Below are 17,232 nucleotides of genomic sequence, written 5' to 3'. Positions count from 1 at the left end.
CGCTTCATTCAATGTTTATTTTAGATTTTAACCAGTCAGGACTAACGATCCAAAGGATAACCACTTTTTACCTGAAATGGATTTTTCCACGATATAAACTTGCCTTTTTTTGTCGTATAATCGGTTTCTCCGCCATAAACTACAAACAGATTTTCAGGGCTTATTCCGCTAAACGATTGGAAAAGTTGCAGCGTATCGAAGAAGTCGTTTTTCATTGTGGCGGAAGATTTTATTTCGATTGCCTGCAACTGTCCGCCGCTTTCAATCAGCAAATCGACTTCGTTTTTGTTGCTGTCGCGCCAAAAATAGATTTGCGGCTCAAGCCCTGCGAAAAAATGCTGCTTTACAATTTCGGAAATTACCATCGTTTCAAAAATTTCGCCCCGCAAATAATGGGTAGAAAGTTGTTCGGAATTTTCCAAACCAAGCAAAGACGCCGCCAAGCCCGTATCGTAAAAATAGAGTTTCGGCGATTTGACAAGCCGTTTATTGAAATTATTGTGATATGGTTTTAACAAAAAAACCACATAAGAACTCTCCAAAAGCGAGAGCCATGCATTGGCAGTAGGTACGCTGATTTCCGCCTCGTTTGCGAGCGAGGTAATGTTCAATAATTGCCCTGTCCGCGCGGCGCAAAGTTTGAGGAAACGGACAAACTGCGACAGGTTGCTGATTTCGCGAATTGTGCGAATATCGCGGTCGATATAAGTTTGAATGTAGTGCGGGTAAAAATCAGCGGGCGCAATTTGTTTGTCATAAATGCGCGGGTAGCCGCCTGTAAAAAGGAAATCGTTGAGCGTATTGGGCAAAAGCGAGGCGTTTTGCAGTTCTGTAATGGAAAAAGGCGCGAGTTTCAGCACTGCCGTCCGTCCTGCCAAACTTTGCGATATGTTTTGCAACAGCAAAAAATTATGCGATCCCGATAAAATATACATTCCCGCCTTGTTTTCAGCATCGACTTTTGTTTGAATGTACGAAAAGAGTTCGGGAACATACTGTGCCTCGTCAATAATGGTTTTACTGCCAAAGTTTTGCAAAAAACCGCGCGGATCGTCTTTTGCCATCATTCGCAAGTCCAAATCCTCCAAACTCACATAACGATAGTCAGGGAATGCCGATTTTAGCAGTGTCGATTTTCCGCATTGCCTTGTTCCTGTAAGTGTTATGATAGGATATTTGCCTGCAAGAAACTTGATTTTCTCTGTAATTATTCTTGAAACCATAACTCTGAAATTTTTTGGCAAAGGTACAAGTTTTATGTAAATATAAAAGTGTAATTTTATGATTTGCATAGTGCCGTCTTTTTTGGGGGAGTGCAACCTCAACCCCCAGCCCGAAGCCTCCAGGCTGCTGGCAGATGCCGGACGGCTTATCGAAAGCAACCCCGACAGCGCCATGCAACAGATCGGTTCCCTTTTCTATCCCGTACAGATTTCTTATACTCTTCTTCAATAAACACAGGCGCAGGCCAATTGACCGGTTTTACTCGTAAAACAAATCCATGAGTACGTAGATTAATCTTGGTACATACGCATATAGTTCCTTTGTATATAGCAGATTAGTTGTCCATGTGATTTTTAACTTTTATTTTTATAACTTAAATAAGATATATGTGATTACAAAAAAATGATTCTGTCGTCATAAGAGAAATGAAGAGAAATTTTTACATGTTAAATCATTACAGATGAAAGTGGTGAGAAAGTATTTAAGTAGGGATGGAAAAATATCATACAGATCCTTCATCATAATATTTGTTTTGTTCTTACTGAGTTTAATCTACATGAACTGCAATGGAAAAACAAAACCGGATGGGGAGTCGAATCACCTACGATATAAAATTGGAGTATGTGATTGGATGATATTGAAACGTCAGAAGATTGGAGCTTTTGAATTGACCAGCGAACTGAATGGAGACGGTGTTGAAGTTGATATGGGAGGACTGGGAAATAGGAAATTGTTCGATAATAAATTACGGGATACTGTTTTTGTTGAACAGTTCAAAAGCGAGGCTGACAAATATAATCTGGAAATTGCTTCGATTGCCATGTCTGCATTTTACGCACAATCTTTTGTAGAGAGAGAAAATTACAGGGAACTGTTGGACGATTGTATCCAAACGATGAAAAAAATGGATGTGGAAATAGCCTTTTTACCGTTGGGGGTGCAGGGTGATCTGAATAAAAGACCCGACATCAGGCCCGAATTGGTCAGAAGGCTGAAAGTGGTCGGCGATATGGCAGAACAGGCAGGGGTAGTAATAGGTATTGAGACTTCTTTGGATGCTGCATCGGAAATAAATTTGTTAGAAGAAATCGGCTCTCCGGCCATTAAGATCTATTTTAATTTTCAAAATCCGTTGGAAGCAGGCAGGGATATTTATGAAGAGCTGAAGATATTGGGGAAAGAGAGAATTTGCCAGATCCATTGTACGGACACCGACAGTGTTACGTTACCTTACAACAAAAGGTTGGACATGAGAAAAATTAAATCAGTACTCGATGAAATGGAATGGAGCGGTTGGCTTATTGTAGAGAGGTCCAGAGATAAAAATGAACCGACCGATGTAAGGAAAAATTTCGGTACTAATATCGATTATTTGAAAGATATATTTCAACGATAAATCAAATGACTCTAATTTTTATATCTATGAAACGAGCATGATAATCAATTTGATGATATGATGATGTGGCGATTTGATAATTACTGATCAACAAATCGTCAAATCGTTAAATTAACTAATCGTTCTGGTTCCATACGACCTTAATCTTTAAAAATAAATATTGACGTATGAATTACAAACAACAAAAAATGAGATTAAATCTTAAATTAAATGTGCCGACGATATTGTGCGCCTTTAGTTTATTTTTCTGGTACATGCCAATGTCATCTCAGGCATCTGTTTTTGAAAAAAAAGAAGTTTTAAAGAATGTTGAACAAGACATTACCGTGCGAGGTAAAGTAATTGATGAGAACAATGATCCTGTAATCGGTGCTTCGATTCTGGTTGTAAGAACCGGCGGTGGGACTGTTACCGACATTGATGGAAACTTCACAATTTCAGTAAGGAAAGGAGATGAAATAAGGATATCTTATGTCGGGTATGAAACACAAAGCATTCAGGTAACCTCTGGTAGCCTTACGGTTCAATTGGAGCCTGATGCCCAGACATTGGATGAAGTGGTGATAGTGGGTTACGGTACACAACGCGTGAGGGATCTGACCGGTGCGGCAACAGGTGTGAACATGGATGAGATCGCGGAGTTGCCGGGTGCTTCCATTATAGATGCGCTGGCAGGGCAGGTAGTGGGATTATCTGTAACTCAAAGTAGCGGTCGACCCGGTTCAACCGGTTCGTTCAGGGTGCGCCAACCTATGAGTTTCGATGGAAGTTCGGCGTTTAATCAACCACTGATCGTTATTGATGATGTGGTGCAGGTGGATGAGAATGGAGAACCTAGTATGACTGTTTTTAACATGTTGAATCATTCCGACATTGAAAGCATGACAATCCTGAAAGACGCTTCAGCTGCTGTGTATGGCTCCCGTGCCTCTGCTGGCGTAATACTGGTAAAAACAAAAAGAGGATCTGTTGGTACGCCAAAAATCTCTTATTCTGCAAAGTTGGATTTCTCTGATGCGGTCGGGCATATAAAAACAATGAATGCATATGAAACCGGCGTGTTTACCAATCGGATGCTGAATCAATTAGACAGGATCAATGGTAATTCAAATTGGGCGCCATATCTTTATTCCGAAAGTGAGTTGAATGCGATGAAAAACCTGAACTATGACTGGTTGGATAGGGCATGGCAGTCGGCATTGTCTCAACGCCATTCACTAACGGTTGATGGCGGTTCGGAAAAATTAACCTATTTTGCCGGGATCAATTACCAAAATCAGGAAACAAATTTAGGAAAGATCCAGGATTTTGATAAATGGACATTCCGTACAGGTGGCGAGATAACCGTTGCGGCGGGATTAAAACTGTCGGCCTCGATTTCAGGATACAATACCAAACAAACCGGCAATAATCCTCAGGCAAGGATTTCTTCCGGCCCATGGGGAAGTCAAAGCCCTTCACACGATTACCCGATGCTGCGCCACATGCCAAAATTCATTCCTATAGAGGCTGAGATTCTGGATCCTGTCACCAATGAGATGCGAAATTTCTATTTGTCGCCATGGGTTGGTCCCCATGCTGTGAACACGTCTACAGACGCAAATGTCGGTAGCGGGTTCCCGGTATGGAACTTTTTTGCCAATGAAGATTCCAAATCGAGAAGTTACCTGGAGCAGAATGGTTACAATGCGAACTTCTCTTTAAATTACGATATTCCGTTTATCAAAGGATTATCGGTAAGGGGAACCTATGCAGTGGGTTATGACAATTCATATAACAATAACGTGGGCGACTATTACCAGCTTGCACGTGCCGGAAATACCGATAGAGAAGGGATGCACCTGATCGGAGAGCATACAATCTGGAATTTTATCAACTATGGGGATCCTGACGGTACCGATATCAGTAGGAAACCTACAATTACTTATACTAAGAATATAAGAAAATCGGAACAGCTTAATTTCATGTTGATGTACAACGGCACATTTGGCAGACATGACGTATCTGCTACAGGGGTCATTGAGCGAGGTGAAGCGGAGGGCATCAATCAGCAGCAATTATACAGGGGCCCCGGAAGATCATACAATGGCGTAAGCGCTACAGCCGGGACGCTGAGTACGAATGCCCAGGAAACCTATTTCAGAAAATATGAGAGTGGATCTTTATCATATGTGGGCAGGGCAAATTACAAATACGATAATCGTTATCTGTTTCAGTTTGTTATCCGTGCTGATGCTTCCACGAAATTTGCCCCTGAAAATTACTGGGGTATTTTCCCTACAGGGTCTGCCGGTTGGGTTATATCGGAAGAAAAATTCTTCAAAAACAGCAAATTATCCAATACGATAGATTTTTTAAAATTACGTTATAGTTTAGGGCAGACAGGGAAGGACAATGTGGACGCCTGGATGTGGTTACAACTCTATAATATCAATCCGACCGGTGGCCTCGGATTCGGAAGTATAGGCGGGCAACCTGCTTTGGGAGCTAATATAAGAGGTACTGCGAATCGTGATATCAAGTGGGACACTTCAATCAAGCAAAACCTGGGGTTGGATTTTAGTATATTGTCGGGACGTTTGTCCCTTACGACGGATTATTATTACGACAAAACGAAAGATTTGATTATGCAGATCGCTGATGATGAAGAACCCATCTATATCGGGGCAAGGCTACCACCGATCAATTATGGGAAGAAAGATGCCTGGGGATGGGAATTTTCATTAAGGTGGAACGACAGGATTAACCAATCTTTGCTTCCGTCATGGGGACCGATCAGATATGGAATTGGGATTGACTATAGTATAAACTGGAACAAAACCGTATTGGGACAAGAGCCTGTTTTCGATTATCCCGCACTTGTGCAAGATCAGGGCAGTTGGACAGGCTATCGTGGCCCCGGACATCAATGGGGGTTTAAAGTTTGGAAAAATACAAGCCAGGGCGACGGGATGCTTAGGACGCAGGAAGATATCGACAAATATTGGCAGTATCTTACCGATCTGGCAACGGCAGCCGGCACTACTCCCAGTTATCTTGGTATTACTTCCAAGGATAGAATGTTTCCCGGCATGATTGCTTATCAGGATCTTGCAGGAGATATCGATGTCGAAAACCAAACTATTGCCGGTCCGAATGGTGTAATTTCGAGAGATCACGGTGAAGATTATGCCAAACTGGCCAGTAACAGGCGTCATGGCGTGAATACAAAATTAAGCCTTCAGTGGGGAGATTTTAGCTGGTCTTCTATGATCTCTACCGGTTGGGGTGGTTATTATGCTCTTGATAACGATGTAAGGCAAGCCATTAATAATAGCACCATTATATGGTCCCAATTCTCTTATGTAGCCGATATGTTCGATCCGGATGATAATCCGAATGGAAAATATCCGAGTATGGCTGTTCCAAGTGCATTTGGGGAGCGTTCCGATTTCTGGCAAGTATCCTCTTTCAGAATGTATGTAAGAAATATGGTTTTTGGCTATTCATTACCGAAAAAGTTATTACAAAACGTTAAGATCGAAAGATTGCAATTTAATTTGACAGGTAATAACTTATGGGACTTTTACAATCCGTACCCCGGCAGGTATAGAAATATGTACGATGGCGGGCGGACTGATTATCCTACATTAAGGACATGGACTTTAGGGGTTAATATGACATTCTGATATTTTGAAAATAAATAGTTTAAATTGTATGAAACGAGTACTTATGAAAATAATAATATCAAAAATATTGATCAGTATATGCATATTGACATTTTTGTTATCATGCAGCGATCAGTTTTTACAGGACAAGAGGGATTATAATAATCTAACGACATTAGATGTATACAGTGATCCGGAGCAGGCAAAAGCAGTATTTGGAACAATCTATAAACAGATATTGGAAAGGTATAATTCTCCTTTTTGCGGATCCGATCCGCTAATGCGACAAGCTCAGAACACAGGCGGTCTGCAGCACATTTACACGGAAGAGTTGTCTGACGGGGGGTTCAGGGACGGAAGGTATAATGGATCCAACGGTAAGAATACCAAAGCAGGGAACCATATTGCCAATCCTCCGTATTGGAATGATCCCAGAAGTTCCTCAAGTAACTATAATAATTTTAACAGATATACGCTCTTTCCTACTGTTTTTCTTATCAATAACTTTATCATTGAAATCGATCGATCCCGTGACCTGTACAATAATGATACGTTTTGGGACCAATTAAAAGGACAGGCTATTTTTGCACGTGCGTGGCTCTATTTTGATGCGGTTCGTTTATGGGGAGGTGTGCCCTATTATGCGACGGACACGGATCAGCCACAACCAGGCGATCGTTCTTTGCGTATGCCCATTCAGGATTGTATTGACAAAATCTGCGATGATTTCCAGGCAGCCGCAGAGTTGCTTCCGGCTGTGTGGGATGCTGATAATGATGGCCGATTTACTTCTGTGGCAGCATTGGCAATGATAAGCAGAGTACGTGTGTATGCTGCCAGTCCGGTGTTCAATGCCAATTGGGACGACCCCGGCAGCAGACGCTGGCAAGCAGCGCTCGATGCCAGCTTGGCTGCGGAAGCAGCGGCCAATACGGCAGGTTACGGATCGAGTATCAGTGATATTGAATCGTGGGACAGGGCATTCTATGCATACAATGGAATGTTTAACCCGGAAGCGATCATAAAGATTCCAAAAAGCGACAATGTAATTGCAGGAGCATTCAACAGATGGGAACAATATGTCCGTCCCGGAGCTGTGATTTCCGGAACCAATGCCGGTATGCCGGCACCTGATGAGGTTTTAATGAAATTTCCAATGAGAAATGGTAGGGCGGCGATAGAAGAGAATGGATACAATAACGAAAAATTCTATAGGAACAGGGATCCCCGGTTCTATCGTACTTTTGCATTCTCCGGATGTGAATGGCCGGGAACAAATACGCAGATTTGGTTGTACACCTATAAATACAGTACCTCTGAAAACCAAATGTACCGTTATACTGATGGCAGCAGAGGAGATGGAGGTGCTCAGAAAAAAAGCAGGGCGATTGTCTGGAAGATGTCAGATCCCAATGTTCCCATAGGAGGGGAATCAACCAGTGGGACAGATATATTGGAATATCGTTATGCTGAGATATTGTTAAACATCGCTGAAGCATATGCGGCAAAAGGTGATGTTGGGGGTGCCATCAGCTATTTGAGCAAAATACGTAGTCGTGTAGGTGTGGATGCGGCCAACAATTACGGGTTAAACGACATAACAGACAAATATTCTGCGATCAGGACTGTTTTGAATGAGCGTGCTGTAGAACTGGCATATGAGGGCAAACGCTCCTGGGATATGAGACGTTGGTTGTTGTATGAAGGAGGTGCCGGTTTTGATCCCCGACTTGCTGATTTTGATGATGGGACTCGCTTTTATACTCCCGATCTTGCATGGGGAAAAGGATGGCGTATTTATGACGGAAAAGACGGGAGACCCAATTACACCAAAGAAAGTAATGTATTGACAAAATTGGGACTTCCCCGGTTCGCGGGAACAAAACACTCCAGCAAACTTTGGGCATATGATATTGATAATGTATACCCTGTGGATGAGTGGAACCCGAATGAAGGAGTAATAGATCATCCTTTGAAAACAGACGAACGATTACTTGCAGTTTCGCCTATCAGCAGAAATATGACTGAATCCCAGAGAGATGCTGCTTTCGATAAATTAGATGCTTTTTATGATGGCGTTGGTATGGAAACAGTAAATCCGATTCAAGACAGCAGAATGGGACATAAATATGCCATGGATAGCGGAACAAATGTGACAGATCAAAATTTTCTGTTCGCTTGGCGCGGGTGGTACTATGTCTATCCGATCCACTATGATATGTATACTCCGGGAAAGGGAAATGATTGGATTGAGCAAACCGCAGGATGGATGACTGCCAATGCAAATCCAACAGGTCTTGGACCCGAAGAGCAAGATGGAACTTATTATTACTGTACACCGGAATAATAATAGATTGTTTTTTTAATGGATTAATAAATGGGTTAGGGGGAGCTGTTGCAAGCTATTTGTAATAGTTCCCTCTTTCTTTTACCTTTCTTAAGGTTACAAAAAATGAAGTAAAGCGTCTATGAAATACGTCCTATCGGTGTGGAGGATATAAAATAAATATTTTTGTCGTATGAATAGAAAGATTGGATTATTCATGTTTATCTTTGGGTTGTTATACAGTGCATCTATTGTCGCACAATATCCAAGGATTCCTAAAGAAGTACAAGCGGAGGCAAATCAGATGATGGAGGAGGCGCGGCGTCAATCCGACATAGCATGGGAAAAGGCCTTGCCTGTTATCGAAGAAGAGGCTCGGGCCGGAAGGCCTTATATCCCTTGGGCAGCGCGACCGTCCGATCTCCCGCAAGCCCATATTCCCGCCTTCCCCGGAGCTGAAGGGGGAGGCGCCTATAGTTTTGGTGGCCGGGGTGGGAAAGTGATCATGGTAACGAATCTGAACGACAGCGGTCCCGGCTCGCTCCGGGAGGCGTGTGAACAGGGAGGTGCACGTATTGTTGTGTTCAATGTATCGGGTATCATCAAATTAAAATCTCCCCTCATTGTCAGAGCTCCTTATATTACCATTGCGGGACAAACTGCACCCGGTGACGGGATCTGTGTAGCGGGCGAATCCTTCTGGATCAATACCCACGACGTGGTCATACGGCACATGCGTTTCCGTAGAGGGGAAACCTGGGTAGGCCGTCGCGACGATGCGATAGGCGGAAATCCGGTAGGCAATATTATGCTGGACCATATTTCCGCCAGTTGGGGGTTGGATGAAAACATGTCTATCTACAGGCATATGTGGAATGACAGTACCGGTAAAAGCGATTTGAAGTTGGGTACCGTGAATATCACTATTCAAAATTCTATTTTCTCAGAAGCGCTTGATACATGGAATCACTCTTTTGGCGCGACTTTGGGAGGCGAAAACTGTTCTTTTATGCGAAACCTGTTTGCCAATAATACAGGACGTAATCCTTCTATAGGATGGAACGGGGTATTTAATTTCGTGAATAATGTGGTTTTTAACTGGATGCACCGCTCTGTAGACGGTGGGGATTATACTGCGAAATATAATATTATCAACAATTATTATAAGCCGGGACCTGTTACACCAACCTCCGGACCTGTCAGCCACAGGATATTGAAACCGGAATCGGGTCGGAGCCAATTGTCGCGCAAAGTGTATGGAATGGCTTTTGTGAATGGCAATGTCATGGAAGGCAATGAAAGGGTAACCAGAGATAACTGGGATGGAGGAGTACAGGTAGAGAGCCTTTCGGACGCAGGAGACTATACGGATGAAATAAGATGGAGGACTCCTTTCGCGATGCCATCTATGACCATTCTGGATGCCTACGAAGCCTATGACTTTGTACTTGAAAATGCCGGTGCTACACTTCCCAAACGTGATGCTGTTGATGAAAGGATCGCAAGGGTTGTGGGGACAGGTGTCATTGAATACGCAGAGAACGTGAACCTTGACGGTGTCCCCAGATTCGAACACCGCCGTTTACCGGACGATTCATATAAGCTGGGTATCATCACGGATATAAGTCAGGTTGGTGGTTATCCTGAATATAAAGGTGAGCCTTATCAGGATTCGGATGGAGATGGTATGCCCGACTGGTGGGAAGTAAAATATGGCCTGGATCCTCATGATGCGTCGGATGCCAACGGAGATCTTAACGGGGACGGATATACCAATATCGAGAAGTTCATCAATGGTATCAATCCCGAAACAAAGATAAACTGGAGCAATCCTCTTTTTAATCACGACACGCTGAAAGCAAAAGGCAATATTCACGCACAGTACTAACAATATCAATACGTAGTAAAGATGAATCCTTGTAAAAACAGCATAATACTATTAGTGGTTCTTGTACCGCACTTTATGCAGGCACAATATCCCCAGGTACCTCAGGAAGAGGAGCAAAAGGGAAAAGCTTTTATGGAAGCAGTCAAACTCCATAATGATGCGGCATGGGCAAAAGCATTACCTATCGTAGAGAAAGAGGCACGGGAGGGACGTCCCTACATTCCGTGGGCCGGTATTCCCAAAGCATTGCCACAGGCCAACATACCCGCCTTTCCGGGTGCCGAAGGCGGAGGAATGTTCACGCCCGGAGGTCGCGGAGGCAAAGTGTATGTAGTGACAAGCTTGGACGACGAGGGTCCCGGAACGTTTCGTGAAGCATGTGAAGCCGGGGGAGCCAGAATAGTGGTCTTTAATGTGGCAGGTATTATCCGGTTGGAAAAACCGATATCGATACGCGCTCCGTATATTACCATTGCCGGACAAACAGCACCGGGTGATGGAGTGGTGATTGCCGGCGAGTCGGTGGATATTGATACGCATGATGTGATTATCAGGCATATGAGATTCAGAAGAGGAGAAGTGAATGTGTTGCGGCGCGATGATGCGCTAAGCGGTGATGCCATAGGCAATATCATCGTCGACCATACTTCTGCCAGTTGGGGGCTTGATGAATCCCTGTCACTCTACCGAAACATGTGGGAGGCAGAACCTAAACGACACCCGGGCAGGAGTCCCGAAAAACTGCCCACGGTCAACATCACTGTTCAAAACAGCATTATCGCCGAGACATTGGATCTCTATAATCATGCTTTCGGAAGCACGTTCGGAGGGCTCAACAGCACTATGACCCGGAATCTTTTTGCCAATAATGTGGCACGTAATCCGTCCGTAGGGATGTGGGGCGATTTTTCGTTTGTGAATAACGTGTTATTCAACTGGTGGAATAGGACCGTAGACGGAGGAGATTACAGGTCGATGTGGAATTTCATTAATAATTATTACAAACCCGGACCTATCACTCCCGAAAATGACCCGGTCCGATACCGGATCGCGAAACCTGAAAAAGGAAGTATCGATTCTCTTATCTTTGGCAGGGTATATGCACATGGCAATGTGATTGACGACAACGAAGAGGTAACAAAAGACAACTGGGCCGGGGGTATTCAATTGGGGATGCCGCATGAGAAAGCGAAAGAGCATTTTGAATATATGCGTTCAAGAACCCCGTTCCCGATGGCGCACGTCCGTATTCTCCCTGCACGCGAAGCTTTCGGATGGGTATTGGACAATGCCGGTGCTACCCTCCCGAAAAGAGACGAAGTGGATACACGTATCGTAAAACAGGTAAAGACAGGAATCATTGAATATAAAGAGGGATTGGAGACCAAAGATAGCAAATATGTAAAAAGAAGATTACCCGCGGATTCGTATAAAAAAGGGATCATCACCGACATAAACCAGGTAGGAGGTTATCCTGAATATAAAGGCGAGCCTTATCAGGACTCGGACGGTGATGGCATGCCCGACTGGTGGGAAGTAAAATACGGCCTGAATCCAAATGACCCGTCGGATGCCAATGGCGATATCAATGGCGATGGGTATACCAATATCGAGAAATTCATCAATGGTATCAATCCCGAAACAAAAATTGATTGGAGTAACCTTCAGTTCAATTATGATACGTTACAGGAGAACGGCTCCCTCCATCAAGAATAACAACAATGCAGCACAACTGCAAGTCTGTACGCTGCGCTGCATTGTTGCTTACTACAGATACAATAATGTAAAGAATAAACAGTTTTAAAAGTATGACACGATATATTTTCCTGATAGGATTCATCCTCTTCGGATTGATTTCGGTAAATGCACAAAAAGCCAAAACACCTGAGGATATAAAGTATCTTGAGGTGTTGAGCAATAGATCTGATAAAATATTGGATCAGTATGTTCGTCTTCCTGAAGGAGAGATCAAAGAAAAAGTGCGTGATCTAATGGTGAAACAGTATTGGGATCTTAACAAGATACATGACCGGAAAGACCGGAAGATTGAAGAACTGAAACAATCCGGTTTGCCGGATGAAAAATTCGGAAAAGAGAAAAGCAAGTTAGAAAACAAAGCTGAAAAAAAATTGCAGAAATTGCAGAAAAAATATCTCAGGAACTTGTCGAAATATTTGAATAAACAACAAATTGACGGGGTCAAAGACGGAATGACCCTTGGTGCTTTCGACCATAACTACCGGGGTTTTACCGAGCTTATCCCCTCCCTGAAACAAGACGAAAAGGAGTATGTCTATAATCAATTGGTTGAGGCCAGGGATAAGGCTATGAATATGGGGTCATCGGAAGACAAACAGGCGGTTTTCAGGCAATATAAGGGTAAGATCAATAATTATCTGTCTCAGCAGGGATACGATCTTGACCAGGAACGGATTGAATGGAATAAACGTATTGAAGAAGCCAAAAGAAGTAAAATGTAATGAAACATAAACTACTATTGTATTTCGTCGTTGTGATCTTTTCCGCATGCGCCGCAGCGCAGGATGAGAAAGAGGTTTTTCTGTTTACTTCATTTCATGAACCTGCTGATGAGGGGCTCAGGTTTCTTTATAGTGAAGATGGATACAATTGGGAAAGTATAGATGGAGTATGGCTGAAACCATCGCTGGGAAAACATCAGTTAATGCGTGATCCTTCCATTGTGAAAGGTCCTGATAATTTGTATCATCTGGTTTGGACTACCAGTTGGAAAGGAGATTTGGGATTTGGATATGCACAATCCGAAGATTTGATCCATTGGTCTGAACCGAAAATGATTCCTGCCATGCAAGATACGACGACCGTCAATGTATGGGCACCTGAAATATTTTATGACGATGTGGATGATCAATATATAATTGTCTGGGCATCTTGTGTCCCCGGTAAATTTGAGAGAGGTGTCGAGGATGAGGATAACAATCACAGGTTGTATTATCTGACCACGAAAGATTTTGAAACTTTTTCCGAAACCAGGCTTTTTCTGGATCCGGGATTCAGCGTGATTGATGCGGTGGTCGTCAAAAGGGCTGAGAAGGATTATGTGTTAGTGTTAAAAGACAATACAAGACTTGATAGAAACCTCAAGGTGTCATTTGCTGAATCACCTGTTGGGCCTTACTCCGAACCGTCTGATCCATTCACTGAAAAATTTGTGGAAGGTCCTTCCGTGACGAAAATCGGAGAGGAGTATCTGATATATTTTGATATGTATCGTAAGAAAAAGTATGGGGCGAAGAAAACAACCGACTTTATATATTTTGAAGATATTACGGACGAGTTGCATATTCCGAATGGGCATAAACACGGAACAGTAATTAAAGTGCCCGCTTCGGTTGTTGATGAGATGAAGAATGTAAGTAAGAAGAGAGATTAGGAGAGGTCTGTATGAAGAATATCCTGCATATTTTAGTTTGTTGCGTGCTGTTTGCATCAGTTTCAATGATATCCGGTGCACAGGACAGAGTATATTATAGCGGGCGGGAGCTTTCGAACCCGGTTTATCATGACGGACAGTTATCACCGGTTGTTGGGGTACACAACATTCAGGTAATGCGGGCAAACAGGGAGTATCCGGATGCTTCCAACGGGTATGGATGGACCTATAACCACCAACCCATGCTGGCTTATTGGAACGGAAAATTTTATTTAGAGTATCTGTCGGATGAAGTAGGTGAGCATATCCCCCCGTCACAGACATTTTTAATGACTTCGGAAGATGGATACAGATGGAGTGATCCGATGGTGTTATTCCCGAGATACAAAGTACCTGACGGATTCACAAAACCCGGCAACCAGATGGTGGCAAAAGGGTTGGAAGCGATCATGCATCAAAGGGTCGGGTTCTATGTATCCAAGTCGGACCGTCTTATCGCCATGGGATACTATGGTATCGCGTTAGATGAAAAAGATGATCCCAACGATGGGAACGGGATCGGCAGAGTGGTCCGTGAAATTAAAAAAGACGGTTCTTTCGGTCCCATCTATTTTATCCGCTATAATCATCAGTTTAACGAAAAAAATACGGACTACCCCTATTTCGAGAGAAGCAAGGACAAAGAATTTGTGAAAGCGTGCAGGGAAATCCTGGAAAATCCGCTCTATATGATGCAATGGGTCGAAGAGTCGGACAGGGATGACCCGTTGATTCCGTTAAAGAAACAATATAAGGCTTTTTCCTATTATCATCTGCCTGACGGCAACGTGGTAGGTTTATGGAAACATGCATTGACTTCCATTAGTAAAGACGGCGGAAAAACCTGGCTGGAACCCGTCGAAAGGGCGAGAGGTTTTATCAACAGTAACGCCAAAATATGGGGGCAGCGGTTGAGTGACGGCACCTATGCCACTGTATATAATCCGGCGGAATTCAGGTGGCCCCTGGCTATTTCTACCAGTACTGACGGGATAGAATACACTACGCTGAACCTTGTACATGGTGAGATCACCCCGATGAGATATGGTGGAAACTATAAGTCCTACGGGCCGCAATATGTCCGGGGGATACAGGAAGGCAACGGTGTCCCGCCCGATGGGGATCTTTGGGTAACCTACAGCATGAACAAAGAGGATATGTGGGTGGCCAGAGTGCCTGTACCTGTAAAAACGGATGCTACCGCCCATGCGAACGATGACCTGGATACCAAAGAAAAGTTATCCGATCTGACAGAGTGGAATATCTATTCTCCGCTATGGGCACCGGTTTCACTGCAGAAAAAAGAGGGGCATACCTGGCTTGCGCTGGAAGATAAAGATCCGTTTGATTATGCGAAGATCGAAAGGAAAATTCCTAAAACCGGGGAATTAAGCGTTTCGTTCAAAGTGATGGCCGCACAAGTGGCCAACGGCACTTTGCAGATTGAATTCATGGATGAGAACGGTATTGCCTGTTCCCGCCTTGAACTGACACCGGAAGGCGTTTTCAGGGTAAAAGGGGGAGCCCGTTTCTCCAACATGATGCAATATGAGTCTGACAGGGAATATACGGTGAGGGCAGATTTATCGGCATCCAATAATGAAATAGTGGTCTATGTGAATGAAAAGAGGGTAGGTGTCAGGAGATTTTTTGCACCGGTTCATTCCATCGAAAGAATCGTGTTCAGGACTGGCGAATTACGCCAGCATCCGACACCTGAGACCCCGGCGGATAACTATGACGACCTGCCCGATGCGGGAGAGCAAGATCCGTTGTCTGCGTTTTATATCAGGAACCTTCGTACGTCCGATATAAGTGGTTATCAGGAAGGCATGATCCTTCGTTACGATCATTTCAGGCACTATGCGGACTACTTCAACCGGATGGAAGAGGAGAATATTGTTCAGGCTATTCCAAACAGTGAATCGAGTGAATGGATGAGAAAAAATATACCGCTGTTTGAATGTCCTCAGGAGAATTTTGAAGAGATGTACTACTATCGCTGGTGGTCCTTGAGAAAACATATCAAAGAGACTCCCATAGGGTACGTCATGACCGAGTTTCTGGTAAACAGGTCGTATGCCGATAAATACAATATGATTGCCTGTGCTTTTGGTCATCACATCTATGAGTCGCGATGGCTTCGCGATCCGCAATATCTTGACCAGTATATCCACGCCTGGTATAGAGGAAATGAAGGAAAGCCGATGGAGAGATTCGGTAATTTCAGTTCGTGGGCGGCAGACGCCCTCTATAACCGTTATCTGGTAGACAAGGATAGCGTATTCCTGCTTGACCTGTTACCCGATCTGGAAAATGAATACCGCAGGTGGGAGACAACTCACCGGTTACCGAATAACCTCTACTGGCAGGGAGATGTACAGGATGGGATGGAGGAGTCGATCAGTGGCGGAAGACGCAAAAAATATGCCCGCCCCACCATCAATAGCTATATGTACGGAAATGCGGATGCTCTCTCGAAGATCACTCTGTTGGCCGGTGAGAAAGAAAAATCCCGGGAATACCAATTGAAAAGGGATACGATAAAAAATCTGGTGGATCAGGTACTCTGGAACGAAGAGCATCAGTTTTTTGAAACACACAGAGGGGATTCTCTGGCCAATGTAAGGGAAGCGATCGGCTATATCCCCTGGTATTTTAATTTGCCGGATGAGGGGAAATATGATGTAGCCTGGGAACAACTTACAGATGAAGAGGGTTTCCTGGCCCCATACGGGTTGACAACAGCCGAACGGCGTCACCCGCTTTTCCGTAAAGCAGGATGCTGTAATTGTGAATGGGACGGAGCAATCTGGCCGTTTGCGACCAGCCAGACCATGACGGCGATGGCCAATTTCATGAATAACTATTCCCAGACCACCGTGAACGACAGTATCTATTATCGTTTGATGGAACTGTACGTGGAATCACAATATCACAGGGGACGACCCTACATAGGTGAATATCAGGATGAAGTGACAGGCTATTGGTTGAAAGGGGATCAGGAGAGGAGCAAATATTACAATCATTCCACCTTTAATGATCTGTTGATTACCGGATTGATCGGGCTTCGTCCCCAGGAAGACAATACCCTTGTTGTAAATCCCCTGTTGCCGGCAGATAAATGGGATTGGTTCTGTCTGGATAATCTGCCATACCACGGTAGGAGTATTACGATCCTATGGGATAAAAACGGAGACCGCTATCATCAGGGAAAAGGTTTCAGGATTTTTGTGGATGGAAAAGAAGCGGGAAGATCGGATCAATTGGAAAAAATAGTTTGTCAGGATGTTTTGTAGT

The 17,232-nt window shown here is 43.9% G+C and carries 10 protein-coding genes; 9 read left to right on the top strand and 1 reads right to left on the bottom strand.

Going from position 1 to position 17,232, the window contains the following annotated elements; genetic code table 11:
* Positions 1-41 precede the first annotated feature (41 nt).
* Positions 42-1,223: an ATP-binding protein gene (locus PSM36_RS13355; RefSeq protein WP_076932272.1), complete on the bottom strand. Its 1,182-nt coding sequence runs from the start codon at positions 1,221-1,223 to the stop codon at positions 42-44.
* A 58-nt stretch (positions 1,224-1,281) separates the two neighbouring features.
* Here PSM36_RS13355 and PSM36_RS17405 point away from each other — a divergent pair, with 58 nt between their 5' ends.
* From PSM36_RS17405 to PSM36_RS13315, 9 genes are all read left to right on the top strand, one after another.
* Positions 1,282-1,455, top strand: coding sequence for a hypothetical protein (locus PSM36_RS17405; RefSeq protein WP_154671030.1), 174 nt, complete (start codon positions 1,282-1,284; stop codon positions 1,453-1,455).
* Positions 1,456-1,780: 325 nt separating this feature from the next.
* Complete coding sequence (locus PSM36_RS13350; protein WP_083711171.1) at positions 1,781-2,620, top strand: sugar phosphate isomerase/epimerase family protein; 840 nt, start codon at positions 1,781-1,783, stop codon at positions 2,618-2,620.
* Positions 2,621-2,808: 188 nt separating this feature from the next.
* Positions 2,809-6,288 carry a SusC/RagA family TonB-linked outer membrane protein gene (locus PSM36_RS13345; RefSeq protein WP_076932271.1) on the top strand — a complete coding sequence of 1,160 codons (3,480 nt, stop codon included), beginning with the start codon at positions 2,809-2,811 and terminating at the stop codon, positions 6,286-6,288.
* Positions 6,289-6,316: 28 nt separating this feature from the next.
* Complete coding sequence (locus tag PSM36_RS13340) at positions 6,317-8,614, top strand: RagB/SusD family nutrient uptake outer membrane protein (protein WP_232001458.1); 2,298 nt, start codon at positions 6,317-6,319, stop codon at positions 8,612-8,614.
* Positions 8,615-8,786: 172 nt separating this feature from the next.
* Positions 8,787-10,481 (top strand): polysaccharide lyase, encoded by a 1,695-nt coding sequence (locus PSM36_RS13335; RefSeq protein WP_076931340.1) that lies wholly within the window; start codon positions 8,787-8,789, stop codon positions 10,479-10,481.
* Positions 10,482-10,502: 21 nt separating this feature from the next.
* On the top strand, positions 10,503-12,197 hold the full coding sequence (locus PSM36_RS13330) for a polysaccharide lyase (protein WP_076931339.1): 1,695 nt from the start codon (positions 10,503-10,505) through the stop codon (positions 12,195-12,197).
* A 92-nt stretch (positions 12,198-12,289) separates the two neighbouring features.
* Positions 12,290-12,961 (top strand): DUF3826 domain-containing protein, encoded by a 672-nt coding sequence (locus PSM36_RS13325; RefSeq protein WP_076931338.1) that lies wholly within the window; start codon positions 12,290-12,292, stop codon positions 12,959-12,961.
* Positions 12,961-13,893 (top strand): glycoside hydrolase family 43 protein, encoded by a 933-nt coding sequence (locus tag PSM36_RS13320; protein WP_076931337.1) that lies wholly within the window; start codon positions 12,961-12,963, stop codon positions 13,891-13,893. Before PSM36_RS13325 ends, PSM36_RS13320 begins: the two co-directional genes overlap by 1 nt.
* Positions 13,894-13,904: 11 nt before the next feature.
* Positions 13,905-17,231 (top strand): MGH1-like glycoside hydrolase domain-containing protein, encoded by a 3,327-nt coding sequence (locus tag PSM36_RS13315; protein ID WP_076931336.1) that lies wholly within the window; start codon positions 13,905-13,907, stop codon positions 17,229-17,231.
* Position 17,232 lies beyond the last annotated feature (1 nt).

Source organism: Proteiniphilum saccharofermentans, assembly GCF_900095135.1.
Lineage (GTDB): Bacteria > Bacteroidota > Bacteroidia > Bacteroidales > Dysgonomonadaceae > Proteiniphilum > Proteiniphilum saccharofermentans.
This window is presented reverse-complemented; position numbering and strand designations above follow the sequence as displayed.